Below are 24,782 nucleotides of genomic sequence, written 5' to 3'. Positions count from 1 at the left end.
CGCTTTTGACATCTAAGGGCGCTATGTAAGTTACCCCCTGCCTTTTTGTCAGTATAGATGTGTTGATATATCGATTCATGGCTTGGGACCTCTTGCCAACCCAGCATTCTCAGTCGCCCTGTGATTTGCTCAGGTGAGTAGTGCTTGCTGAGTAGATGATCAATATAGCACCAGCCAAAGCGGCTGATCTGTGAGCTATTCACAACTTTGCGCGCGTTTGCCAATCGATGGGCTTGTTTGGGGCGATAACCCCTTTGTCCCATGTTTCGCCTTATCTCTCGACTCACCGTTGATTTATGACAGCCAATAATTCTAGCTATTTCACTCATGCCTTTTTTAGCTTGCAATAGCGCTGATATTTGATATCTTTGCTCTTGGGTAAGATGTGTATAGTGTTTCATAACGTTCTGATATGTAGGAGTTGAAGTTTGAAATGCAACACGGCACATCTTACTCTTCAACTCATTCTTTTAAAACGTTGCACTTCTTATTTGAATCTAGGGTTTAAAGAATTGGTGAATATTTATAAAAACCACGCAAGTCAGAGGTAAGGTGAGGTTTAAGATAATGGTTGATGGTGTCATTGATAAGTTTTGCTGATAATATACGACCTGCTTGGACAAAACACGTTTCGCCTAGCGATTATCCCTTGCTACCAATGTCAGTTTTATCAAACAGACACTTTAAAATCAATCAAGACCTTAAAGGACTAACCCATGAAAAAAATCTTAATTTCAACGGCTATGCTTGCTACCTTCGCTCTAGCGGGTTGCACGGCGACTGACGGCATGAATACCAATACCGGTAATGCGATTGGTACAGCAAATAATATCGGTATGAACGTATTTAAAGCAGCAGTTGATAATCAGTGCCGTAGTCAGATCGAAAAACAAAGTGCCTGGCGCATTGCCAGTGTAGCCATGACTGAAACACAAGAAGAAGCGATAAAAAGCAATGTCTGTGGCTGTGTCAGTGAGCAAGCACCGCAGCAAGTGACCCTTGTTGAATTGGGTAATGCAGCGATAGACACCCAATACCGCACACAGTTGGTGACCAGAGTCGTCGCCAAATCTCTACAAACCTGTTATGCAAATTTCACCAAATAAATTAAAACGCTTTGTATTTTTGGAGCTAACATAAGCTGGGTTATCGATTGCTTAACTCAGCTTATTTATAGAGATTATTAAAATATAGCCAGCCTTATATAAATCGGATAAATTGTCAAAATCAGTCGACTATTAGCAGTACTTTTAGCTGAATTGCTGTTATCCTAGTTATTTTAAGCTGACTTTAAATGGTCATTACTTTTAACAGATATCAAGGATGATAGATGAAAAGACGTGCGTTTATAAAACTAGGTAGTCAAGTAACGGTGGCGGGTACTTTGTTGACCCAGCTAAGTGCTTGCTCATCAGACGATGACTCCACCAATTCGAATACCTTGGATAAGGTAGACGACTTGGGCTATCAAGGCGCATCACCCTTTGTACATGGCATCGCCAGCGGTGACCCTTTACAAGATAGAGTAATACTCTGGACGCGCATCACCAATGACGGTAGCATCAATGCTACCAGTATTCCTGTCAGCTATACGGTGGCTACCGATCCTGAGCTAAAAAACATCGTCACTCAAGGCCGAGCGTTGGCTACTTCAGAGTCTGATTTTACCGTCAAAGTCGATGCCAAGTCCCTAAAATCCGACACCACCTACTATTATATTTTTGAAGCCTTAGGCTACCTCTCTCCTACTGGTCGCACACGCACTATTCCACAGCCAGACTTGCCTGCGAGCGCAATAGACCGCGTGCGCTTGGCAGTGGTATCCTGCTCCAATTATGGCTTTGGCTACTTTAATGGCTATGCAGATATCGCTAAGCAAGCAGATATATCAGCTGTCCTGCATTTGGGTGATTATATTTACGAGTATCCAGAGGGCTTTTATCGTGACCAGTCACTGATCGAAGAGCGTCCGATAGAGCCCAAAAACGAAATTATTAGCTTAGAAGATTATCGTCGTCGCTATGCCTGCTATCGTACTGATATTGACTTGCAAGAATGCCACCGTCAACACCCCTTTATCGCCGTTTGGGACGATCATGAGATTGCAGACAACTCATGGAAAGGTGGTGCTGGATTCCATACTGAAAGCAAAGGCAGCTATATAGAACGTAAAATGTCAGCGGTTCGCGCCTATCACGAGTGGATGCCCATTCGTGACGATAGCAGCAATGAACTGGATAGCCAGCTGAGGATTTATCGACGCTTTGAGTTTGGTAAGTTGTTTGATCTAAATATGCTAGACACGCGTATATTTGGTCGAGAAAAGCTCGATGCGAAAGCCAGCAATGAGCCTGAACGTCAACTGTTGGGACTTGAGCAAGAAAACTGGCTCTATCTAAATATGAAAGAAGGCAAACGCCGCAATGCGACATGGCAGATACTGGGACAACAAGTCATTCTAGCGCCCTTTAGAGGCACTTTTGCGACCAACTCTGGCGATATCTGGAATGGCTATGCGAGCGCACGTACTCGCTTGCTCGACTTTATCGAAGACAATCGTATCGACAATACCGTCGTATTAACTGGCGATTATCACGCCTCTTTTGCCTTTGATATATGCAAAGATCCGTTTGATGCAAGCCGTTATAATCCAACGACAGGCGAGGGCTCAATAGCGGTAGAGTTCGTCTGTCCGGCGCTGACCTCGTTACCTTTCCCTGAGACAGCAGGCATTGAGCTAAATCCACATCAGAAGTTCAACAATCAGACCGATCGTGGTTATATGCTACTCGATATCACTGAAGAGGCTTGTCAGTGTGAATGGTACTATACCGACACGCTGACTGAGCGTGATGACGGTACGCGCTTTGCCAAAGGGCTGTATACCCAGACGAAGACCAATCATTTGGTTGAGGGCAGTCAATCTCGTCCTATCGCCAATGTCGCGGCTTTAGCTGCTGTAAATAAAGCCTTCGGAGTGAAAATATAAGTATCGTTAAGTACTACAGATATTTAAAGCGTTAAAGTAATGTTCGTTGAGAATACAAAATAATAAAAAGGGTGCGTTATAAATAACGCACCCTTTTTGTTGCTGAGTCTTTGTATCGTTCACTCCTCTCAGCGTATTAGCTTGGCTTAGAACTTGTTTTTATCAACTGGACTCTGTGACAGCGCTGCTGTAAAGGGCAGTATTTTGCTGCGACTAAAATACTTAGAAGAGCCATCGATAATCTTGTCTACTTCTTTGATCAAATCATTAATAACGTCATCATAAACACCATGATATAGCTCAGTTTCGAATGCCGTAAAGGGGTGCTTACGTGATGCCGAGCTAACCTCTGTCACTCCTTGCTTACTATAAAAAATATCGACTCGACCATCACTGTTGAGTACACAATTTAATAATCCGCCCTCTAGCTCCATCTCTACTCGCTCAGGCATAAAAATATAATCGTCTACATTGATGAGTTTTTTTTCTACTTCTCTTTTAAAAAATGATTTGATATCAAACATGGATATATCCCTGACCTTAAAATTATAATATACGTTAGCACGCCTGATTTTATTGCCACTGTCCAGCATGTAATCTGCTGCTTGTTCGTTCGTGCTTTATGAGTCAATACTATAAGATGACGTGATATTTTTTAAGACCGGATATGTAAAACTGCGTTTGATGTTGGTAAAAATGAAATATTAGCTCTGGCTCCTCTATCCTATTGCAATAAAAAAGGGAGGCTGTACGTTAGGCAACTCCCCTTTTCTAATTATGAAACTATTCTATCTGGCTTAATCACACCCAACCCTTTTGACGAAACGACTTTAGTACTTTAATGAAGACAGCCATCTCATCAGGCGTGCCAAGCGTTAGCCGACTGAAACCCTCAATCGGTGGGAACTTGCGACCGACCACAATGCCATACTCGCGCATTCTGTCCATATAAATCTTCACCTCACCGTTGACCTCATGAAAAATAAAGTTAGCTTGTGAGGGCAGATAGCTCAGCCCCAACTCATCTAAAGTCGCTTCAACCATCTGCCGTGATTGATTGGTATTGTGCAAACTGCGGGCTAAAAAACCCTCATCGTCGAGGGTTGCTAGCACGGCAACGGCACCTGAAAGGTTGGTATTATCGATAGAAGTAAAGGCCTCGATAGCCGCAATCATAGATGGATTGGCAATGGCATAACCGACGCGCATGCCAGCCAGAGCACATAACTTCGAAAAGGTACGAACGACAATTAGATTGGCTGTTAGCTGCTGCTTTACCCACTCGACGCCACTCTCAAAGCTTTGGTCGTTGACGTACTCTGAGTAGGCTTCGTCTAATAAGAAATAGTGGTTTGCAGGAGCGTTTGCTACCCAATGTTTAAAAGGCGCGGTTGAGGTAATGGTGGCAGTTGGATTGTTAGGGTTGCAAAGATAAAACAGGCTGATGCCATCAAAATCGTCGGCAGCTTTTTGCAAACCTTGAAAGTCAAAATCGTAGCTTTCGGGCTTCAACGGTACTTTGATGACGGGCACGTCAAGCGAGCTGGCATACAACTCAGCGTAAGCAAAAGTAGGATCAGGCACAATCACTTGGAAGCGCTTGCCGGTCTTAAATGCAAGATTTAATAGCATCTGCACCACGGTTCGGATGTTTTCGCTAGAGCCGTTGCCAAGTGACACTTCGCTTTCGATCACGCCATTTATCTTGGCAATTCGACTAATAAGCGCAGCGCGTTGATCATCTGGATAACGAAAACCGATGCGCAAAGAGTCGAGGATAGCTTGTTTGGCAGAGTCTGCCATGCCCAGTGAGTTTTCGTTAGAGTTCAGCTCTAATAATTGCTTGGTAAGCACTATAGTAATACGCCTAATTTATATCAACACCAAAATTACGATGTGCAGTATCAAACTTACTGCTCTACTATTTTGCATTGGTATGTCAGATGAATGGTAAGCTTTATACCGATAAGTATTAATATGGTAAGGCGCATTCAATGTGAATACAAGTGCCCTACGCGCATCTTGCACGCCATGCATTAGACCCAGCCTTTTTCACGGAACAGCTTTAATACTTTAATAAATGCTGCCATCTCATCAGGCGTGCCAAGCGTTAGGCGGTTGAATCCGGTAACAGGGGGAAATTCACGCCCAACCTTTATGCCATTGTCTCGCATTCTATCGATGTATGTTTTTAAGTCACCCTTTATTTCATGAAAAATAAAATTGGTCTGTGAGGGTAAATAACGCAATCCCAGATCGTCTAACACGGTCTCAATCATCCGGCGCGATTGATTGGTATTGCGCAAGCTGAGTGCTAAAAATTCTGCATCATTTAACGTCGTAATGGCGGCGACCGCACCCGACAAGTTGGTATTGTCCATAGACATAAAGGCTTCGACAGTCTCAATAGCTTGCGGGTTAGAAACCGCGTAGCCCACTCGCATACCAGCTAAAGCACATAACTTTGAAAAAGTATGGATAACAATAAGATTGTCTGATAGCCCTTGTTTCACCCACTCAATCCCACTCTCAAAGCTTGGGTCTGACACATACTCCAAGTAAGCTTGATCTAATAAAAAGTAATGGTTATCTGGTGCATTACTTACCCAGGTTTTAAGCCTTGAAGTTGATGTAATGATGCCAGTTGGATTATTTGGATTGCAAATATAGAGCAGACTAATACCATCAAAATCGTCAGCTACTTTTTGTAATTCATCAAAATCATAATCATAGTTTTCAGTGGTTAACGGTATCTTGACCACAGGCACGCCAATGGAATTTGCATACATCTCTGCACAATCAAACGTTGGCACAGGAATCACCATTTGAAACTGCTTGCCCTCTTTTAGTGCTTTGTTTTGCAGCATCTGTAAGGTCGCTCGAATATTTTCAGTCGAGCCATTGCCTAAGGAGATTTGGTCTTTTGCCACACCATGGATGGTGGAAATTTTGCTAATGAGCGCCGCGCGTGGATTATCTGGATAACGAAAGCCCTCACCTAAAGACTCTATAATGGCTTGTTTGGCAGAATCTGCCATACCTAGTGAGTTTTCATTCGCATTTAATTCTAAGAATTTATTATTTTTCATGATGGATTATGTGCCTTAACGTCCGTTGTTATAAGTTCATATTGCTAATTGATATCATATTAAGGGGCATTTAGTATAAACACAAGTTTTGTTACAACCAAATTTTAGTTATTAATTTACACCTATGAAGCCCTTTCTTTTAATCCTAATATTGGTTCAATTCAACACAAGAGACTGTGACTTGTCGTCACCTATACTGCTATGAAAAATATAGGATGCAAATTACCAAAAAACACTTTCAAGCTATGATCGTTCAGCCTTTTTATTCTATATATAGAGCCGCTATCTGCCTTAAGTTAGGAAATTTAAAGCTACGTTTAACACTGGCGAGTATATAATAGTTATAATTTATTATGACCACATGAATTTTTTGAAATATATGAGTATGAAGGGAGCATATGAAATGATGAGCGAAGAAGAGTCTTACTTGCAAAAAATACGCATAGAACATGAAAGAAAATTCTTCTTCTTGAATCATAATTTAGGTGCTGAAGTTCACTGGTTATTTACTCAAGCACTTTCGGCATTGGACTCTGAGCTTTATTTACCAGCTTGCACGAGCTTTATAAATGGTATTGAAGCTTCTCTCAGAATAACTATGTCTCAGATTAAAAAGCCATGTATAGTGACTGAACTTGATAACATACCTACTTTAAGCAATAGTCTTTTACTAGCAGCTCAAAATAATGGGCTGCCTATAGAAGCCCTAGCCTTTCCAGAAGAAAGTCTATTTTTGGACAATTTAAACTCTAAAAAACCAAATAAAACCGATGTGGAAATAGTGCGCATAAGACACAATCTTTGCCATGGTAATTTTTTGGAATATACAAACCCTGAATTCTTTACTCCTGAATGTTGTCGTCCATTAGCGCACCAACTTCATGATTTGTGTTGTGAATGGACAGTACATCTAGGTAAGTTCAGAAAAGAACTATTTAAAAAATCAAATCAGATCTAATATATTTATTAATTAAAAAAGGCGAGTTACCTTAGCAACTCGCCCTATTCTATCTTCCAAAGAATTTGTTAAATCAAATGCGCCTTTAACTCTAGCACTTTATCTCGCGTTTTTGCGGCATCCTCAAATTTCAAGTCACGTGACATCTGCTTCATAAGCTTTTCAAGACGGTTGATTTCTTTCGCCAGCAAATCAGGACTGCGTAAAATGCTGATATCGACATCAGGCAGATTGCTCTTGATAGGAATCACTTGATTGTCATTGGCATTCTGATCGTCACCCGTATCGATTTTATCGGTGATACTGCGACGTGCCCCTTTTGGCGTAATGTTATGCTCAAGGTTAAATGCTACCTGTTTTTCACGGCGACGGTCGGTCTCGTCTATCGCCTTTTGCATACTGTTGGTAATGCGATCAGCATAAAGGATAGCCTTACCATTGATGTGACGCGCAGCACGACCAATGGTCTGAATCAAGGCACGCTCAGAACGCAAGAAGCCTTCTTTGTCCGCATCAAATATTGCGACCAATGACACTTCTGGCATATCTAAACCTTCACGCAATAGGTTAATACCGACCAGTACATCATGCACGCCAGTCCGCAACTCATGAATGATTTGCATACGCTCGACAGTATCAATATCCGAATGCAGATAAGCAACTTTGACGTCGTATTCTTTTAGATAACTGGTCAAATCTTCTGACATACGCTTGGTCAAGGTAGTTATCAGCACGCGCTCATCTTTTTCTCGACGCTTAGTAATCTCTGATAACACATCATCGACCTGCGTCAATACAGGGCGAATCTCAATCTCAGGATCAATTAGACCAGTCGGACGGACAACTTGCTCTACCACTTGCTCACTGTGCTCAAGCTCATACAATGCAGGCGTGGCACTGACATAAATAGTCTTAGGCTTGATACGCTCCCACTCTTCAAACTTCATCGGACGATTATTCATAGCACTTGGCAGACGGAAACCATAATTGACCAAGTTCTCTTTACGTGATCTATCGCCTTTATACATTGCACCGATTTGCGAAACAGTGACATGTGACTCATCAAGGAACAGCAGTGCGTCTTCTGGAATATAGTCAAACAACGTCGGCGGCGCTTCCCCTGATGGACGACCAGAGAGATGCTGCGAATAGTTTTCGATACCGTTGCAATAGCCGAGCTGTTGAATCATCTCAAGATCATACTGGGTACGCTCTTTGAGACGCTGTGCTTCAATCAGCTTGTTATTTTCACGGAAATATTCTAAACGTGGCTCAAGCTCAGCGCGAATGGTATGACTGGCAGCTTCTAACTTGTTGCGCGGCGTCACATAATGCGATTTTGGATAGATAGTAATACGTGGCACGCTACGTACCGTCTTACCCGTCAAGGGATCAAACCACGTGATTTTCTCCACTTCATTGTCAAATAAATGCACACGTACCGCCAGCTGCTCAGACTCAGCAGGATAAATATCTAGCAGCTCGCCACGCAAGCGATACGTACCACGGCCAAAGTCTAACTCATTGCGCGTATATTGCATTTCAACGAGGCGTTTAATGGTAGCAGTACGATCGATTTTGTCACCGACGACGACGTGCAGCAGCATTTTTAGATAACTTTCTGGATCACCCAAACCATAAATGCACGATACTGAGGCGACGATAATTGCATCACGGCGCTCTAGGAGTGCTCGCGTCGCTGACAGACGCATCTGATCGATATGATCATTAATAGCGCTGTCTTTTTCGATAAAGGTGTCACTTGCCGCGACATAGGCTTCCGGCTGATAATAGTCATAATAACTGACGAAATACTCAACGGCATTGTTTGGAAAAAATGACTTAAACTCACCATATAACTGCGCGGCAAGCGTTTTGTTATGTGCCATGATAATGGTTGGACGCTGCGTCTCAGAGATGACCTTGGCCATGGTATAGGTCTTACCCGAACCCGTTACACCCAGTAGTAACTGCTCATCCATGCCAGAATTAATACCGTTGACGAGCTTTTCTATCGCTTGCGGTTGATCGCCTGCTGGCTCAAACTCTGTGACCATCTCAAAAGCACGACTTGATATTTGCGTCCCAGACGCATTAACACCACTAATTTCAGCTTCGCCTTGGAGCTGAGTGGCCAATTGGTTTAACTGACGCGATGAGCGCGGTTCGGGCATACGCATAATGGCTTTCTTCTTCTTTAGGTTTATAACAATATGGGGTCTGACGAGCAGTTTTTAAAGGACAATCGTGAGTCTAGTCATTAGGCTAGGCTCGTATAGCCCGTCATAGAACAGCGCTGATAGAGATAGAATTTATGATGAGAAAAATTGCAAATTGTCATAAAAACCGCACACAGACTCTGATAAATTTACAAAGCTTTTCATGGTTAACAAAGTCATTACACGACCACCTAACAAAGCCTAACGCTTGAGGGTACCAACAGTGCCATGAGCTGCTATTATCGTTTATGAAATAACTCGTTAAGAACAAGCACTGTTGAAAATAAGTACAGCCCATAGACAAATTTTATTTATAGCAATCTGTCTTTTTTAACAATATGTCTTTTATAGTAATTGGCCTATGGTTACTTTGAATCAACCAATCTAAACAGATAAATTAAACGGTGCTTGGATACCTTTCTAACAAAAAGAAAAGTAAACCCAATAAAATAAATCTAAATAATGGAGTAAAATATGAGAGAACGTTACGCAAGTGGAATAGACGACGCAACCGCAAAGAAAATGATCGACTTATTGAATGCTAATTTAGCAAATCTCATTGATTTGAGTATGGACAGTAAGCAATGTCACTGGAATCTTCAAGGTACTGGCTTTATCGGCGTGCATCAGCTACTTGATGATACCTATAGCCGCTTGACTGAAGCTTATGATACGGTCGCTGAACGTATTGTTATCCTAGGCGGTAAGGCCAATGGTATCTCTAAGCGTGTGGTTGAAGACTCTATCTTAGAGACTTACCCTACTGATATCAGCGAAGTTGATCAGCATGTACGTGAGCTGACCAATCGTTATAAAACCATTGCAGCATCATTACGTGAAGGCATCGATACTGCAGGTGATGCAGGCGATGAAGATACTGCCGATCTACTAACAGAAGTTAGCCGTACTGTTGATAAAGATGCATGGTTCATTGGCGCTAATGCACCAAAAAAATAAATATTTTATAGTGTTGATTAATCTCAATACCGATTAGTCGAATCGCTATAGATAAAGTAAAAAAGAAAAGGTCACTCCATTGGGTGACCTTTTTTTATGCGTGACAAAATTAAGATTGGCGCTAAAATAGCTAAACTATCAATTAAAATACACCTTTGATAATCTCTTGCATTTGCGGTAATAACTCACCCAATTGCGCTTCTGTCTCACTGGTATCATCAGGCAAAGATTGCTTTAAAAAGGCTGCTGTAATTTGTGGCTGTTTAGCCAAGATACTTTGACCAATTACTGTGTCATAAAAGCCAATTTGAGCATCAACTTCCACTTGCGTATAGTAATTTTTTGCTGCGTTAATATACGCTTGGGTCAACGTCTGCTTGTCAGTGGCGTTGCCTATACCATTGGTCATTATCTTGGCATATTGACCCAATACACTTTGAATTTGCTCTTGTAGCTCACGTTGGCGTTTGTTCAGTTTGCCATTGTCTCTTTGTTGAGTGCGCGTCTGTTGCGTATTAATAGCATCGATAGCCGCTTGTTGCCCGTTAACGATAGATTCTATTTGCTCATCAATATGCATCACTTGCATCAACTTAACAATAGACGTATCTGTTGGGAAGATATCATTATTCATGAAAGCGGTATTGTTAATAGAATCGCTATTGGCACTTACTATCTGCTGTTGAGCAGGCTCATTGTGAATAACTAACTCAGCGTTGGCCTGAGTCAGACTGACTACTGTAGTAATCATCATAACCGCCACACTTAATGAACGAACCATGATGGAACAGCCGACTTTACTTTCTACAATAGATTGCAGACTTAGTTTCATATTACTTCTCATTATGAGGCAACTTTATCGTTACTTTTGGGCAAACTGAGCACCTCAGCATTAGGCACTGACAATGTCAAAATGGCTTCTTGGAATAAGGGATCGGCACGGAACTGGCTTTCAATGTCTTCAAATTTTTGCGCGATTTCTTTTTCTTTTTGATTACCAGCGATATCTACTGCCGCCACCATAAATATTTTTTTTGGCCCTACCCACTCTAGATGCAAGTAAGACACACTATCAATATCTGGATGATTGAGCAGCTCGCTCAACGCATAGGAATGCATCCTATCGGATACTTTATAGCCGACCAAAAAGTCGCGGTTACGGCTGATTAAAAAGATAGCAACCACACCCAATAATAGGCCGACGACGATAGAACCTAGCGCATCCCAAAAGGGCTGTCCGGTATAAGCATGCATACCCATCGCAGCCGCAGCGACAAGCAAGCCAATCACAGCCGCTAAATCTTCAAAAAACACACCGCGCAAAGTGGGGTTAGACGTATCGACCACATAGCCGATGGCGCTGACATTGATCGCTTCACCATGCTTTTTGCTTTGCAAGTAAGCCTGTCCTAACGAAAAGCCTTCGAGTACAAAAGCTACTGCTAATATAATAAACCCAATCGTATAGTCGGTCTCACTCTCAGCCGCGTTCCACTCGGTAATACCGGTATAAATGGAGACAATAGAGCCTGCCATAAAAACACCAAAAGCGGCAATCATCGACCAGACATACGACTCTTTACCGTAGCCAAGCGGATGGCTTTTATCAGCAGGTTTGATGGCCTTTTTTTCGGCGACAATTAATAAAGTCCCATTACCTGCATCTGCCCAAGAATGCGCAGACTCTGCGATCATAGAGGCAGAACCCGTCATAAAGGCGGCTATGGTTTTGGCAATCGCAATGATGAGGTTGGCCCCAACAGCAATCAATACCGTCGTCAATGAGGCAGAATGTTGCTCATCTTTATCGGCTGCTGGCTTAGACACATCATCGAAGCCAGAACGAGAACTACCATCAGAATGGGTCTTATTAATGAGCGTACCAGTACCGCGAGCACGATTATGATGCGGTGCTGGCTGATCAGTAGTAGGACTATGTGAATTGGTTTTTGATGGCTTTAAACTCATAATAGTCTCAGTAAAATAGCGAATGGGTAACCATTGTCTCTATCCTAGTTTTTGCTTACAGTAAATGCTGTTCTAGTAAATACTTATGAAGCAACCGCAATGGCTAGCATAAAAGATAGCGCAGTCTTAGATAAACTATCAGTAACTTTTTAGTGAATCGCTGTTTACTTTAGATGACCAACACTATCTTAGCTCTTAATTTACAACCCTTGGCTAAGCGTTCTATTTGGCTTAATCTTCACGACTACTTGACAGCTCACCAATCATATCCTCTATATCACAGCTAGGACGGTGTGAGCTTTGCATACGTAGATTTTTACGCTCTAAGCCTGCATCAAAACGACACTGCTGCATCACATTTTTGATATCAAGCGGTGGCGCTGGCGTTGGCTTGCCATTGTCATCAATGGCGACCATCGTAAAGTAGCAGCTATTGGTATGACGAACCGTGCGCGCCCGTACATCTTCTGCTTCGACACGTATGCCTACTTCCATCGACGTTCTACCCACGTAGTTGACGCTCGCAGCAAAGGTCACTAGCTCACCCACATAGATTGGCTCACGAAACATCACTTGATCAACTGATAGGGTCACCACATAGTTACCGCTATAGCGACTGGCACAGGCATAAGCGACCTGATCGAGCATTTTGAGCAAATCACCACCATGGACATTGCCGATGAAATTTGCCATATCAGGGGTCATTAGCACCGTCATATATAGCTCATGATTTAAAGGGGCTTTTTTGGCAGTTGAGGTAGTATTGTACTGGGGCATAACATTCCTTACGGTTTTCTAAAATTTATTGGTCTTAAGTGACCAAACGGGTTTTGAGCACATGCCTTAAGTATTTTTTTATAAAGATAACGATTCTCACAATCTATTATAATAGGTTGCATTATAGCAGTCTATTTTGAGTGTTTTATAAATAGGATTTAGGGATGCAAATAGCTGGTTATATTGGTGAGTACTTCAGAGGAATCAATCCATTGTACTGGACAGCTCTATATTGTCAGAGGTTAAGTATCATGAAATAATACTCCTAAAATTAAAGTAAGAGTTGTTCCCATAATCATTGAAGCATCAAACGATCGTTAATAAATCTATCAGAATAAACGAGCAACTCTATAATGAAACAGCACTTTCAAACCCTTTTAAATCAAGTGGGACTTACCGCTTTAGTGACAGCATCATTACTATCTGGAACCGTACAAGCAGCAGATAATAATGGCCAACTAAAGAGCGCCGTTGATCAACAAGCTAAATTACTAATGAATGAGCATAATATTTCAGGAATGGCTTTTGGCGTTATTATCGATGGTAAATCACATTTATATTATTATGGTTTGGCTGATAAGAAAGCCAAAATACCTGTCTCAGAAAACACTGTTTTTGAGCTAGGCTCAATCAGTAAGACGTTTGCTGCTACCTTAGCCAGTTATTCAGAATTAAATGACACACTTAAATTAGAAGATACGGCTGATAAATATATTCCCTACCTAAAAAACAGCACCATTGGCAATACTAAGCTTATAAACCTAGCCACCTATTCCGCTGGTGGTCTACCGCTACAAGTACCTGATGAGGTTAAAAATAATAAAGAGTTGCTCCGTTATTATAAATCTTGGCAGCCAGTCTTTCCGGTCAACTCAAAGCGTTTATATTCCAATGCCAGTATCGGTCTGTTTGGCTATATATCGGCATTGAGCATGGACGCTGATTACACACAATTGATGGAAGAAAAAATACTACCGTCACTCAATATGCCCAACACCTTTATCAATGTGCCTAGTGACAAAATGGCGGATTATGCATTTGGTTATAACGCTGCTGGCGATGCTATCCGAGTCAATGCTGGCATGTTAGACGCTGAAGCCTATGGCATTAAATCCACCATTAAAGATATGACGCATTTTATGGCTGCTAATATGGGTCTTGTGCCGTTGGATAAAGATATTCAGCAAGCGTTAGACAATAATAGAAAGGGTTACTATCAGGCGAGCACTTTTACACAAGGGTTAGGATGGGAGATGTACCCTTATCCTACTCAGCTAGATACCTTACTCGAAGGTAACTCAATGGATGTGGTGCTAAAGCCTCAAGCCATTAAAATAGACAACCATCCAACGCCTATTTTAAACAATGTCTGGGTCAACAAAACAGGCGCTACTAATGGGTTTGGTGGCTATATCGCTTATATTCCTGCCGAAAAATCAGGCATTATCATTCTGGCAAATAAAAATTATCCCAATGCAGATAGGGTCAAAGCAGCGTATATGATTTTAGAGAATGCAATAACTCATTGAGCATGAGCCACCAGCTAAGTACGCTGATATTGTATCAACAGCTTGACCTATTAGCACATATAGACCGGATATCAAGCTTCAAGTCCTCACTCAGGATTTAAGCCTTCATCTGTAGTGACTGTATTTCAACTACTTTGATATGACCTTCTAAGACAGAACCTAAACTTTATCCTGCTTAATATATAGCGCATTTACCCAAGAGAACTCTTCCAAGACGTTCATCCATTGATCGTCTAGTCCTGCTTTTAGCAACAATGGCTCACCGGTGACTGGATGGCTAAACGCTAAAGTTTGGGCATGCAGCAGCATGCGCTCGCAGCCATATTGAGTACGAAAAAATCTGTTGTGCCGTCCGTCGCCGTGGCTAGTATCACCCACTATGTGATGAAATAAATGTCTCATGTGTCGACGCAGCTGATGCTTGCGACCAGTCTCAGGTGTTAAGCGCACTAGACTGTAGCGGCTCGTATCATGCTTTTTTGATACCGCAAATGGCAGCTCAATTTGAGCCAAACTCTGCCAGTGGGTCACCGCATCTTGAGCGGGTTTGTCCAAGTTGGCAAACTTATCGGCAATGGCGTCGGGCTTGAAACTCAACGCATAATCAACAGTACCCTGCTCTGGCATAAAACCGCGCACCACAGCTAAATACTGCTTGGTAACGTTATGGGCAGTAAAAGCCTCGGTAAGGCTGCGCGCGACGCTTGGGCTCTTGGCGAACAACAACACGCCTGATGTCGGCTTGTCTAACCGATGCACCGGAAATACATGGCAACCTACTGCATCACGAGTGAGTTGCATGGCAAAGCGGGTCTCGCCTTTGTCCAGCCAACTGCGATGTACGAGTAAACCCGCCTCTTTATTAATCGCCACCAAAAACTCATCTTCATAGATAATCTCTATTAGATTAGCGGTTTGATTGACTGTGCTACCTTCGATATCTATGTTTTCGATGCTCATACTTTAGTTACTATTATTTTAAATAATGTAATTATATATCTACTGTCTTTTATATATACCCTTTTTATTTTATTGCCCTTGTAGTGACATAATAAATTCGGACTGTGTTTCAGAGAAATAGGCGGTATATGCTGGTTAGCTCAACCAATGAAAACGGTACGCCAGCCAAGCGACGATCGCACTCACTGAGCCAGTTAAAATTCCGCCCCACGCAAAATCTACTAACGCGGTATCTAAGGTAAAGCCTTTATACAAAGCTAAGTTGGTAAAGTCATAAGTGCCATATGCCATCAGTCCTATCAGACCACCCAGTAAGAAGATATGGCCGACCGATGCCTGTGCTTTGATTTGCGGATACAGAACCAATATACAGAGTGCCAATATGTAAAACATATAAAACACGCCAGCGGCCATCATATTGGGCTCATCAGCCAATAGATGACCGATACGCGACTCATAAAAAGCCCCTTTCATGGTCGTAAGCCAAACTGCATCAACACCCAAAAATATGACAACAGCAGCCAGATAGATAAATACGTAAGCCATAATAATATCCTTTTATCAGGGTTGCTCAGCATTAGGCGCTTTTGCACCAATACGCAACCTCATGTCAAACAGTGCGTTAAGCGGATACCTTGTCTGCCGCTGGTAAATCAGAAAAATGTAGCGTGTCGATGTTATTTGGTTTGACCGCTGTTACTTGTACCACACCGATGGTACGCTCCAAAAAGCCGCCTTCACAGTAGCAGAAATAAAACTCCCACAAGCGAATAAAGGCTTCATCATAACCGAGTGCTTTGATTTCATTGCGCTGCGCCATAAAAGCTGTGCGCCAATCGCGTAATGTATAGGCATAATCAAAGCCATAATCATGCAACTGTTTGATGACCATATCGGTCTGCTCAGTAAACTGGGTATTGAGCTCTTGGTTTGAGAGCAGACAGCCACCAGGGAAAATATGGGTCTGGATAAAGTCGACCGAATCGATATAGTCTTGATAGTTCTGATCATTAAAGGTAATCGCTTGCAGCACCATCAACCCTGTTGGCTTAAGCAAGCTATTACACTTGGCAAAAAACGTCGGCAAGAATTCATGTCCGACCGCTTCAATCATCTCAATACTGACCAGCTTGTCATACTGCCCAGTCAGCTCACGATAATCCTGCTTGAGAAGGGTGATTTTATCAGACAGTCCGGCAGCTTCGACCCGCTGCTGTGCCTCGTTATACTGCGCATCTGAAATGGTCGTTGTCGTTATATGACAGCCGTAATGCTTGGCGGCATAAATAGCAAAGCCGCCCCAGCCAGTACCGATTTCAATGACATGATCGTCAGCGCTCAGCTGTAGACGCTGACAGATAAGCGCTAGCTTATGCTGCTGGGCATCGCTCAGTGTCGTATCAGGCGACTGATATACTGCCGATGAGTACATCATGGTATCGTCCAAAAACCGCTCATACATATCATTGCCCAAATCATAATGCGCTAAGATATTGGATTTTGAGCCAGATTTATCATTACTACGCAGTCGGTGCTTGGCTTTTTCAAAAGTTTTGCTGACCGCAGCGAAGCGGTTTTCTAACTGGTTAAGCACGGCTAAGTTGCGCGCTGCCAGTCGAATCAAGCCTGTCAGATCATCCGTATCCCACTCGCCATTGATATAACTATCTGCTAGGGCAATCGAACCACCAAATAACAATTGGCGATAGACGGCACTGTCATGAATCATCAATGTGACGTTTAAGGGATGGCGACCCACTGCTGAGCTGCTCATCGCCTCAGATGCCTTGGTACCAAAGCTCTGGGTCTTAGGCGCTTGCTCATCGAATGCTTCGATCAATGTGAGGCTGCCAAACTGCATATGCTCCAACGCGCGAAAGATCAACTTTCGTGCCAAATTATTAATACTGTCATTGACTGGTCGCAATACGGTGCTGTCATTGACGGTTTTATTGATACGTGCGGTAAATCTTCCTAATGTCGAAGCTGGATTTCTATTGGTCGGTCGTGCTGACATCGTCTACTTATCCTTATCTAAAGGCCTTATGTTTGGACATTAGGCTCTTGAAGTCGCGTGGCTTAATTCTGAAACTTGATTTCAATTCTGTACTGAGTTTTACATTTATACCGAATGTTAACTTTGCACTGGCTAAATGATGTCTTTTTTATTAGCCGCTTGCTGCTGTTTGCTATCGGCTAGCTTTTCATCATAATTAATATAAGGCACTTTTTTAATCGCATAAAGCTTAAACGCATGCCAATAAATACGCGTTAGCGAGGTCATATTCATCAGCGGATTTTTGCGTAAGCTATCGCGAACCGTTGCCTCGGTCATCGGCACCCCAGACACCTTGATACCAGTCTTTAGCACCTCTCCCCGCTCGTCGCTAATATCGATGGCAATACGCACTTGTAAGCAGTTATCTGGCTGTTTTTTAACTTTAACCTGCCAGCGATAGAGCTGGTCGATAGGATTAAATGGTGAGACATGAAAGTCTTTATCATGGCAGAATTCGGTGTCCGTCCCATCTAATAAAAATCCGTAATAGTGACGTTTATTCCACGGCGTATTAGAGACCTCAGCCAGTAAATGCGTTGGCTGTTGCTGCTCATCAAAACCCAGATAAAAATTCACGGGGCTAAAATATATACCAGCATTGCGGCAGACAACCAAGCCCAACATGTCACCACTTGGCGCGCTACCAGCATGGTTCATAAAAGCCTGACGCAGTCTTTGCTCAAGTTTTTGATAGCTACTGACGTTAGCTAATTTATTGTTGGCTACTCTATTATTAGCTTCTTCACCGTTTTTAGCATTTATATCAAGCGATTTTCTGGCATCATTTGGATTATTACTTTCACTTAGGCTATTTGGCTCTTGCGACCTTAATCTTTGTGATATGCCTTGTAAATAATCATCAGGATAAAACTGCTGTAATGCCTTTTTTCCTGTGGAAAATAGTGGCAGCCCTTTTAGGCACTGACGTTTGCCATAGCCTGCTGTATCGACTTCAGGGAGCGCCTGCCCTGCTGCTAACGCGCTAATATTGACACCCCAATAGCGATACGGGTACACAAACTTATGCACATTTGGCAGTAGCCGACTGTGCCACGTATTCCCATGAAATAACTGGTGCGGCAAGCTGTCAGAGGTACAAGGTAACTCATGAGTTGACATTGCGTGAGACGGATGCACTGGGGTCATCATAATGCTCTCTTTTATTTCACTCATTACTATGCTGCTTGGTACTATGTTGCTCGGCTTTACGCCGACCAAATAAGCCACGTTTTTTCTTTTGCGGCGAGTCAGTAGCGGCAGACTGTAAACGGTGAACGTAATCAACCAATTCTTGATTGGTCGTTGCCGTCACTACCTGACGCTTTGTCAGTGTGCGCGACTGTTTATCGGCTTTTACTGGCAAGTCTTTATAACGAAACGGCGTGTGTGCGCTATCACTATCCGGCAAGTGACTTGGGTCGACTTCGTCTTTTATGTCAATATCATACCCAAGCGCTTGGCAAACTCTTAGACCACTGCGTACACCATCTTCATGAAAGCCATTGAACCAATACGCACCGCAAAAATGCGTATGCAAACCACTGCCAGAGATGCGTGACCATTGTGTCTGCGCCTCAATCATCGCCTTGTCGAAGATAGGATGGCTATAGTCAATACGCTTAATAACTTGTCTGTCATCAATACCTTTATCAACGGTTGCTGGATTGAGGGTGACCAAATAATTATGCTTTTTGGTCAGCCGCTGCAAGATATTCATATGATAAGTCAGTACTGGCTTTGAGGCAGCCTGCTTGCCAGCATCAATCACGTCATTTTTTAAAGCATCCTTTGCATCTGTCTCATTACCAATAAGATAGTTCCAGCTTGCCCATGCTAGAGGCTTGTTGGGCAACACCTGAGTATCAGTATGCAGGACAGCGGTATTTTTGCTAAAGCGGAAATGACTCAACACCTCAGCTTCATCGGTACTGGCATCTGCTAGAATCTTGAGCGCGGTATCTGCATGACAAGCAAAGATAACGTCATCAAACACAAGGTGTTCAACCTTATCATCAGTGCGGCTCTTATCTTGAATGGTCAACGTCACCTTGTCGCCATCATCAGCACCCATACGAGTAACAGACTGCACCGGGCAATTTACCCTTACCTGGCCGCCTGCCTTGACAAAGCGTGGCAGCAATTTATTGACATATTGTTTAGAGCCGCCTTTGATGGTGAACCATTGCGGACGATTGACTACATCGAGCAGTCCATGATTATCAAAAAACTGGGCAAAAAATACCAATGGGAAATCTTGTACGTCATCCAGACTGGCTGACCAAATAGCAGACACCATAGGCAGCAGATAATTATCGGTAAATAGCGACCCATAGCGTTTTTGCGCTAGATAATCGCCCAATGTTTGCGCAGTAAAACCGCTGACATCTTGCCCCTGTGCACGCGCCGCATCATAATCTTGGCGCAGCTGCTTGATATGCTTATTAAACTGTAGGATATCTTTGATAAATTGCCAAAACTTAGGATTGAGGACATTCTTGCGCTGCGATAATAAGGTATTGAGCGTGTGACCGTTATACTCAAAATGACGCGCGATATTTTTTACTGAAAAGCTCATATCCGTTGCTTGAAACGGCACTTGTAACTCATGGAGTAAGCGAAAAAAGTTGGGATAGGTACGCTCATTAAAGACAATAAAACCGGTGTCTATTGCGCTGTTTTCTACTTTACTGCTCTTTGCTTTTTTGCCATCTTGTAGCGCCACATCAATGGTATTTACATGCCCGCCAATATAATCACTGGCTTCAAATATCGTCACCTCATGCTCTGCGACCAAATAATGAGCACAAGTCAGTCCTGAGACCCCCGATCCGATGATAGCGATACGCTTTTTCGCGGGCGCATTAGCTGAATCTTTAAAGGCGTTGGGCTGTTTTTTATTGGTTGACACTGTATTCGTACTGGCACGCTTACGACGGTTAAACAGCATAAAAGCATTCCTTTCTATATTTTTGTTTTTGCTATTATTTGGACGAGCGATATTTTATAAACACAAGGGCATTTCATTCATTTAATCGTTAGAGCATATCCTCTATCCAACTGAAACTCATCTCAAAGGGCTAACAATGAAGACATGCCCTAGGCTGTTATTTTTTACTCAGCTTACTACCCACTTGTTGCCAGACCAAATCTGGCAATGTACCCAGCACTTTTAATGGCAAGGTGAGTTTTTTAGGGAATTCGATAACATCATGGCCGCTGGCAATACCATCGCGTATCGCTTGGCTTGCCTGTTTTGGTGTTTGGATAAATGGCATGGGAAAATCATTTTGTTTGGTCATTGGCGTTTCGACAAAGCCGGGAACGACTAAGCTCACCGAGATATCCTGCGGAGCAAGACTAATCTGTAAGGTTTTCATAAGATAATGGATAGCGGCTTTTGAGCTACCATAGGCTTCGGCACGAGCAAAAGGCACATAAGCAGAGGCTGAGCCGATACCGACCAAGCGACCTTTTGAAGCAATCAGCTTTGGCAACACCCCTTCGATGGCGTGCGATAACGTGCCCATATTGACTGACATGACTTTCATAAACACACTACTGTCAAAGTTTGGCATGTCTAAATACTCACACATGCCAGCACCGCAAATGGCCACATCAATCTGGCTAACCTTATCAAAGGCGGCAATGACTTTTTCTCGATCCATAAGATCCAAATCAATCGTCTCTGCCCCTAATGCTTTCAGCTCAGCCAGTGCTTCATCATCTCGTCCAACGGCATAGACATGATGACCGTCTAGCAGATAGTCTTTGGCCAGTTGCTTGCCAATACCTGAGGTCGCGCCAGTGATAAGTATGTGTTGTTTTTCGGGAGCGTTTGTCATCGTTAATATCCTTGTTAACCATTTTTATCATATAGAAATTGTGACGGGTATAAAGCACTTATAATTCGTTTTTTGTTTTTATTGAGAGTGAGTATTAGTAACATTTACATTAACTAATTACATCACTTATTTATCAAATCTAAATAATTATAGTATAAGGCTGCGGCGCTATTGTTGTGACTTCGCAATCAATGACGCACAAGTTATGCTATCAATATGACATATATTTGATCAAATAAAGGCTAAGACCCTCTGCAAAAGCGTCATTTTCTGTTACTGCCTCTATGAGACAGCGTAATAGCAGCATGCTACAATGCCAAAACTGGCAAGCTTTATATTGAGCGCTAACGACTTATTATTCAGTAATAGCCATGTATTATTCGGCGATGCCTGATATGCATAATAAAATGACGCTAAAAAACGCTTAAACTACCTTATAACATGTCCTGATAATGCTTAAAACGTTATATAATTACCAGCAGATTTTCACCAACCCACTCCCATACGAAAAGGAGCTCTCATGAGCGAATTGCAATTGTCTGACCGTGTCAACAACATCAAACCATCCCCTACCTTAGCAATCACCAATAAAGCCAAAGAGCTAAAAGCCTCAGGCAAAGATATCATTGGTCTAGGTGCTGGCGAACCTGATTTTGATACGCCAGAACATGTCAAAAAAGCAGCAATCGATGCCATCAATGACGGCTTCACCAAGTACACTGCTGTCGATGGCACCCCAGAGCTCAAAAAAGCCATCATTGAGAAATTCAAGCGTGATAACGACATCAGCTATGAGCCAAATGAAATCTTGGTATCGGTCGGTGGTAAGCAATCCTTCTTTAATCTTGCCCAAGCTTTTATCAATCCTGGTGATGAAGTCATCATTCCAGCACCGTACTGGGTCAGCTATCCTGACATGGTCATCATCGCAGAAGGCGTGCCAGTCATTGTTAAATGCCCAGCTGAGCAGGACTTCAAAATTACTCCAGAGCAATTAGAAGCTGCCATCACTGACAAAACCAAAATGCTGGTATTGAACAGTCCTTCTAACCCAACGGGCATGATTTATACGCTAGATGAGCTAAAAGCTATCGCTGACGTGCTGAAAAAGCACCCACAAGTCTATGTGGCCTCTGACGACATGTACGAGCACATTCGCTGGACGGGTGATAAGTTCTACAATATCTTGAATGCTGCGCCTGAGCTTAAAGACCGCGCTATCATCCTAAATGGCGTATCAAAAGCCTATGCGATGACCGGCTGGCGTATCGGCTATGCTGGTGGCCCTGCTAAATTAATTGGTGCGATGAAGAAAGTACAATCACAATCAACCTCATGCCCGACCTCTATCAGTCAAGTCGCTGCCGAAGCTGCTATCAGTGGTGACCAAAGCGTACTAGAGCCTATGGTCGCGGCATTTGAAAAGCGTTGTGATTTGGTCGTTGATGGTCTAAATGCCATTAAAGGCATCACATGTCTACGTCCTGATGGCGCATTTTATGTCTATCCTGACATCAAACCACTCATCAAAGCGGCTGGTCTATCGTCATGTACTGAGTTTTCAGCATGGTTGTTAGAGAAAGTTGGCGTTGCGGTCGTTCCTGGCGATGCCTTCGGTCTGGGCGGTTATATGCGTATCTCTTACGCCACTGATGAAGCAACACTAAAAGACGCCTTATCGCGTATCGAAAAAGCGGTTGCTGATTTAGACGTTGCTGAATAACGATTATATTTAATCTACTATAAGTAATAAGCATTAGAAATATGTAAATAAAAAAGACGCTCACATAAAGGATATGTGGGCGTCTTTTTTATTGTGGTTTTAACAACTACCGATAATGAAAAACGTCTTAAAAACCATCATCATCCTATTAAAAACCATTAATGTTGTTAATTATGCAAAAAAAGCTTGACGTATTTTTTATCTTTGCTAGAATACGCCCCACTTAGCAAGAACTCGTTAGAGACTTTCTAAGCTCGTTGTAAGCCATGAAACACTTACAGCTTATTCTCCAATAGCTCAGTTGGTAGAGCAACGGACTGTTAATCCGTGTGTCCCTGGTTCGAGCCCAGGTTGGAGAGCCATATTTTAGTCGTAAATTTTTTGAGTCATCTTTGATTCGATTATGGCATTTGCCAAGACCCTCATCACTTTGATGGGGGTTTTTTTATGGGTGTTATTTATTGCTTTATGTTTTAGATATTACTAAAAATATTTTACTACCGACTCATGAAAACGACCGTCAGTACTTATAGTCAGTCCAATATTAAAAAGATACAGCTGGACTGGGATGAATTTTTTGCAGCCTCTGTCGGCATAGGCACAGCAAGCCAGAAAAATTCATACCAGTTCCGCGTTATTAAACAACGTATCCATTTATTTAATATTAACTATAACTAACGGCCGTATTTTAAATTATTATCGGTAACTATCTCTCGGTAAATATAAGGTAAATATCTCTCGGTAAATACAAGCAGTTACGGTAAGAAAATTGAAATATGCGCTTGCTCTTTATTTTCTTGGATGACGTTATCATAAGCTGAGAGTTGATGATCCGTGAAGCTATTGGTCAGATACCACATAGTTGTAAATATCGCCGTCAATAGCACTGCCATTACGGCAACGATGATCCATAGCGGTGTCTCACTGGTCAGTGTATGCTTAATCTGATCAGGAATCGCCCAAAATGGCGAAAACTCGTTTTTATTACCACGCAAATGCTCAATCTCATCACCCAAACGCGAGATAAGATAGCGTATCTTTTCTGGCGCCTCTAAACGATACTTTCCTTGAAAGCCAAGCAACATCGCATAATGATAGACTTCTAACGCTGGCAGACGCCTCTCCCCTTGTTCGCGCAGACCATCTAAGCGCTCAAAGAACTCATTGCCAGCGATTTGCGAGCCAAACAAATCTAACTGTAAAGGGTTTAGCTCCCAAGCATCCTTTAACGTTTGAAACTCTGGCTCTTGCGACGTCATGATTGTCTCATCAATCAGCGCACAATAAGCGTACTTGGCTTCGTGAATATCTTCTGACAAAAAGCCCTTTTTACGAGCGTTCATTTCGAACTTATCTAAAAACTCGTATATTTTTTGACGGAACTTACGCGGTTCGGTACTAAAATAATGATTACGCAATAAGAAAACCAAGTAAAAGCCGTCATACATGATATCAACCAGCGACTGGCTGCTGATGCGTCTATCAAGGCCATTCGCTGATACTTTTGATGCCACCTCGCCTGAATCTAGCAATGAAGGCGCAGAACCCGTTGAATTGTTTGCTGACATGATCGTTCCTAATACTAATTATTTGAAATACAACTGAATAAAAGGGTTTGGTTAAAGATTATCCATAAGCAAAAATTGAGTGAGATATTTTAGATATAAACATCAATTTCTCATAAACCCTTATTCATAACATTTCTCAGAAAA

General features: G+C 42.5%; 21 protein-coding genes and 1 tRNA gene. 7 read left to right on the top strand and 15 right to left on the bottom strand.

Annotation, left to right across the window (positions count from 1 at the left end):
- A partial coding sequence (locus tag W293_RS17015) for a helix-turn-helix domain-containing protein (RefSeq protein ID WP_037025970.1) occupies positions 1-401 on the bottom strand: 401 nt, incomplete at its 3' end.
- A gap of 315 nt (positions 402-716) precedes the next feature.
- Between W293_RS17015 and W293_RS0108900 the strand changes: the two genes are divergently transcribed.
- Together W293_RS0108900 and W293_RS16335 are read left to right on the top strand one after the other, a co-directional pair.
- Entirely contained in the window at positions 717-1,106 is a 390-nt protein-coding gene (locus W293_RS0108900; RefSeq protein WP_025652103.1) for a hypothetical protein, read from the top strand.
- 224 nt (positions 1,107-1,330) lie between these two features.
- On the top strand, positions 1,331-2,989 hold the full coding sequence (locus tag W293_RS16335) for an alkaline phosphatase D family protein (RefSeq protein WP_025652102.1): 1,659 nt from the start codon (positions 1,331-1,333) through the stop codon (positions 2,987-2,989).
- 146 nt (positions 2,990-3,135) lie between these two features.
- On the opposite strand, the gene W293_RS0108890 is transcribed toward W293_RS16335, so the two are convergent.
- From W293_RS0108890 to W293_RS0108880, 3 genes are all read right to left on the bottom strand, one after another.
- Entirely contained in the window at positions 3,136-3,513 is a 378-nt protein-coding gene (locus W293_RS0108890; RefSeq protein ID WP_025652101.1) for a hypothetical protein, read from the bottom strand.
- 277 nt (positions 3,514-3,790) lie between these two features.
- The gene (locus tag W293_RS0108885; protein WP_025652100.1) at positions 3,791-4,843 is read right to left on the bottom strand and encodes a pyridoxal phosphate-dependent aminotransferase; all 1,053 of its coding nucleotides are present in this window, start codon (positions 4,841-4,843) and stop codon (positions 3,791-3,793) included.
- Positions 4,844-5,025: 182 nt separating this feature from the next.
- Positions 5,026-6,078 carry a pyridoxal phosphate-dependent aminotransferase gene (locus W293_RS0108880; protein WP_025652099.1) on the bottom strand — a complete coding sequence of 351 codons (1,053 nt, stop codon included), beginning with the start codon at positions 6,076-6,078 and terminating at the stop codon, positions 5,026-5,028.
- Between the two features lie 403 nt (positions 6,079-6,481).
- Between W293_RS0108880 and W293_RS0108875 the strand changes: the two genes are divergently transcribed.
- On the top strand, positions 6,482-7,036 hold the full coding sequence (locus W293_RS0108875) for a hypothetical protein (RefSeq protein ID WP_051395130.1): 555 nt from the start codon (positions 6,482-6,484) through the stop codon (positions 7,034-7,036).
- A 68-nt stretch (positions 7,037-7,104) separates the two neighbouring features.
- On the opposite strand, the gene uvrB is transcribed toward W293_RS0108875, so the two are convergent.
- Positions 7,105-9,216, bottom strand: a complete 2,112-nt coding sequence (gene uvrB / locus W293_RS0108870) for an excinuclease ABC subunit UvrB (RefSeq protein WP_025652097.1) — start codon at positions 9,214-9,216, stop codon at positions 7,105-7,107.
- Between the two features lie 513 nt (positions 9,217-9,729).
- On the opposite strand from uvrB, the gene dps reads away from it, so the two are divergent.
- A complete protein-coding gene (gene dps, locus W293_RS0108865; protein ID WP_025652096.1) occupies positions 9,730-10,212 on the top strand; it encodes a DNA starvation/stationary phase protection protein Dps in 483 nt (160 codons plus the stop codon).
- 142 nt (positions 10,213-10,354) lie between these two features.
- Here dps and W293_RS0108860 read toward each other — a convergent pair whose 3' ends face one another.
- From W293_RS0108860 to W293_RS0108850, 3 genes are all read right to left on the bottom strand, one after another.
- Entirely contained in the window at positions 10,355-11,044 is a 690-nt protein-coding gene (locus W293_RS0108860; protein ID WP_025652095.1) for a DUF2059 domain-containing protein, read from the bottom strand.
- An 11-nt stretch (positions 11,045-11,055) separates the two neighbouring features.
- The gene (locus W293_RS0108855) at positions 11,056-12,180 is read right to left on the bottom strand and encodes a cation diffusion facilitator family transporter (RefSeq protein ID WP_025652094.1); all 1,125 of its coding nucleotides are present in this window, start codon (positions 12,178-12,180) and stop codon (positions 11,056-11,058) included.
- Between the two features lie 231 nt (positions 12,181-12,411).
- Positions 12,412-12,957 (bottom strand): acyl-CoA thioesterase, encoded by a 546-nt coding sequence (locus W293_RS0108850; protein WP_025652093.1) that lies wholly within the window; start codon positions 12,955-12,957, stop codon positions 12,412-12,414.
- A 353-nt stretch (positions 12,958-13,310) separates the two neighbouring features.
- On the opposite strand from W293_RS0108850, the gene ampC reads away from it, so the two are divergent.
- Positions 13,311-14,486: a class C beta-lactamase gene (gene ampC, locus W293_RS0108845; protein ID WP_025652092.1), complete on the top strand. Its 1,176-nt coding sequence runs from the start codon at positions 13,311-13,313 to the stop codon at positions 14,484-14,486.
- 159 nt (positions 14,487-14,645) lie between these two features.
- Here the strand turns inward: ampC and truC are convergent, their stop codons facing one another.
- The 6 genes from truC to W293_RS0108815 all read right to left on the bottom strand — a co-directional run bounded on the left by truC (position 14,646) and on the right by W293_RS0108815 (position 21,347).
- Complete coding sequence (gene truC, locus W293_RS0108840) at positions 14,646-15,446, bottom strand: tRNA pseudouridine(65) synthase TruC (protein WP_051395126.1); 801 nt, start codon at positions 15,444-15,446, stop codon at positions 14,646-14,648.
- A 135-nt stretch (positions 15,447-15,581) separates the two neighbouring features.
- Positions 15,582-15,992: a DUF2177 family protein gene (locus tag W293_RS0108835; RefSeq protein ID WP_025652090.1), complete on the bottom strand. Its 411-nt coding sequence runs from the start codon at positions 15,990-15,992 to the stop codon at positions 15,582-15,584.
- Positions 15,993-16,068: 76 nt separating this feature from the next.
- On the bottom strand, positions 16,069-17,463 hold the full coding sequence (locus W293_RS0108830; protein ID WP_025652089.1) for an SAM-dependent methyltransferase: 1,395 nt from the start codon (positions 17,461-17,463) through the stop codon (positions 16,069-16,071).
- 132 nt (positions 17,464-17,595) lie between these two features.
- On the bottom strand, positions 17,596-18,654 hold the full coding sequence (locus W293_RS0108825; protein ID WP_025652088.1) for a DUF1365 domain-containing protein: 1,059 nt from the start codon (positions 18,652-18,654) through the stop codon (positions 17,596-17,598).
- A 16-nt stretch (positions 18,655-18,670) separates the two neighbouring features.
- Entirely contained in the window at positions 18,671-20,452 is a 1,782-nt protein-coding gene (locus W293_RS0108820) for an NAD(P)/FAD-dependent oxidoreductase (protein WP_025652087.1), read from the bottom strand.
- A gap of 157 nt (positions 20,453-20,609) precedes the next feature.
- Positions 20,610-21,347, bottom strand: a complete 738-nt coding sequence (locus W293_RS0108815) for an SDR family NAD(P)-dependent oxidoreductase (protein WP_025652086.1) — start codon at positions 21,345-21,347, stop codon at positions 20,610-20,612.
- Between the two features lie 520 nt (positions 21,348-21,867).
- Between W293_RS0108815 and W293_RS0108810 the strand changes: the two genes are divergently transcribed.
- Positions 21,868-23,070: a pyridoxal phosphate-dependent aminotransferase gene (locus W293_RS0108810; protein WP_025652085.1), complete on the top strand. Its 1,203-nt coding sequence runs from the start codon at positions 21,868-21,870 to the stop codon at positions 23,068-23,070.
- A gap of 286 nt (positions 23,071-23,356) precedes the next feature.
- Positions 23,357-23,432, top strand: a tRNA-Asn gene (locus tag W293_RS0108805).
- A 393-nt stretch (positions 23,433-23,825) separates the two neighbouring features.
- Here W293_RS0108805 and icmH read toward each other — a convergent pair.
- The gene (icmH, locus tag W293_RS0108800; RefSeq protein ID WP_025652084.1) at positions 23,826-24,638 is read right to left on the bottom strand and encodes a type IVB secretion system protein IcmH/DotU; all 813 of its coding nucleotides are present in this window, start codon (positions 24,636-24,638) and stop codon (positions 23,826-23,828) included.
- Between the last annotated feature and the right edge of the window lie 144 nt (positions 24,639-24,782).

It is taken from the genome of Psychrobacter sp. TB67 (genome assembly GCF_000511065.1).
GTDB lineage: Bacteria > Pseudomonadota > Gammaproteobacteria > Pseudomonadales > Moraxellaceae > Psychrobacter > Psychrobacter okhotskensis.
The sequence above is the reverse complement of the archived record's forward strand: the minus strand, read 5'-3'. Positions and strand labels throughout refer to the sequence as shown.

Coding starts and splice junctions, on each gene's coding strand:
- dps (WP_025652096.1), top strand. CDS start 9,730: ATGAGAGAACGTTACGCAAGTGGAATAGACGACGCAACCGCAAAGAAA.
- W293_RS0108820 (WP_025652087.1), bottom strand. CDS start 20,452: ATGCTGTTTAACCGTCGTAAGCGTGCCAGTACGAATACAGTGTCAACC.
- W293_RS0108855 (WP_025652094.1), bottom strand. CDS start 12,180: ATGAGTTTAAAGCCATCAAAAACCAATTCACATAGTCCTACTACTGAT.
- W293_RS0108890 (WP_025652101.1), bottom strand. CDS start 3,513: ATGTTTGATATCAAATCATTTTTTAAAAGAGAAGTAGAAAAAAAACTC.
- truC (WP_051395126.1), bottom strand. CDS start 15,446: ATGAGCATCGAAAACATAGATATCGAAGGTAGCACAGTCAATCAAACC.
- W293_RS0108815 (WP_025652086.1), bottom strand. CDS start 21,347: ATGACAAACGCTCCCGAAAAACAACACATACTTATCACTGGCGCGACC.
- W293_RS0108825 (WP_025652088.1), bottom strand. CDS start 18,654: ATGATGACCCCAGTGCATCCGTCTCACGCAATGTCAACTCATGAGTTA.
- ampC (WP_025652092.1), top strand. CDS start 13,311: ATGAAACAGCACTTTCAAACCCTTTTAAATCAAGTGGGACTTACCGCT.
- W293_RS0108810 (WP_025652085.1), top strand. CDS start 21,868: ATGAGCGAATTGCAATTGTCTGACCGTGTCAACAACATCAAACCATCC.
- W293_RS0108850 (WP_025652093.1), bottom strand. CDS start 12,957: ATGCCCCAGTACAATACTACCTCAACTGCCAAAAAAGCCCCTTTAAAT.
- uvrB (WP_025652097.1), bottom strand. CDS start 9,216: ATGCGTATGCCCGAACCGCGCTCATCGCGTCAGTTAAACCAATTGGCC.
- W293_RS0108835 (WP_025652090.1), bottom strand. CDS start 15,992: ATGGCTTACGTATTTATCTATCTGGCTGCTGTTGTCATATTTTTGGGT.
- W293_RS0108900 (WP_025652103.1), top strand. CDS start 717: ATGAAAAAAATCTTAATTTCAACGGCTATGCTTGCTACCTTCGCTCTA.
- icmH (WP_025652084.1), bottom strand. CDS start 24,638: ATGTCAGCAAACAATTCAACGGGTTCTGCGCCTTCATTGCTAGATTCA.
- W293_RS0108875 (WP_051395130.1), top strand. CDS start 6,482: ATGATGAGCGAAGAAGAGTCTTACTTGCAAAAAATACGCATAGAACAT.
- W293_RS0108880 (WP_025652099.1), bottom strand. CDS start 6,078: ATGAAAAATAATAAATTCTTAGAATTAAATGCGAATGAAAACTCACTA.
- W293_RS16335 (WP_025652102.1), top strand. CDS start 1,331: ATGAAAAGACGTGCGTTTATAAAACTAGGTAGTCAAGTAACGGTGGCG.
- W293_RS0108860 (WP_025652095.1), bottom strand. CDS start 11,044: ATGAAACTAAGTCTGCAATCTATTGTAGAAAGTAAAGTCGGCTGTTCC.
- W293_RS0108830 (WP_025652089.1), bottom strand. CDS start 17,463: ATGTCAGCACGACCGACCAATAGAAATCCAGCTTCGACATTAGGAAGA.